General features: G+C 66.1%; 1 protein-coding gene. It reads right to left on the bottom strand.

Going from position 1 to position 310, the window contains the following annotated elements:
* Positions 1 to 310, bottom strand: a 310-nt coding sequence (locus RAD10_RS41620) for a polysaccharide biosynthesis protein (RefSeq protein ID WP_461622003.1), incomplete at both ends; no start/stop codon positions are given.

Below are 310 nucleotides of genomic sequence, written 5' to 3'. Positions count from 1 at the left end.
CGCCGTGCGCCCCGGCTGCGAGGTCGTGATCCAGCGCCTGGCAGTACATCTCCGCAAAGCGCTTGGTCAGGCCGAGCATCGACACCGGCTCGATCGCCTTGTCGGTCGAAATCATCACCATGGCTTCGGCGCCGGCGGCAACGGCGGCATCCGCAACGTTGATCGAGCCGAAGATGTTGGTCTTGACGCCCTCGCTCCAGTCGCGTTCGAGGATCGGCACGTGCTTGAGCGCGGCGGCGTGGAACACGATGTCCGGCTTGAACCCCGCCATCAGGCGCATGATGCGCTCGCGGTCGCGGATGTCGGCGAT

The sequence above is a fragment of the Bradyrhizobium sp. 23AC genome (assembly GCF_054863025.1).
Note: the sequence above shows the minus strand (reverse complement) of the source record. Positions and strands in the feature narration are given on the sequence as shown.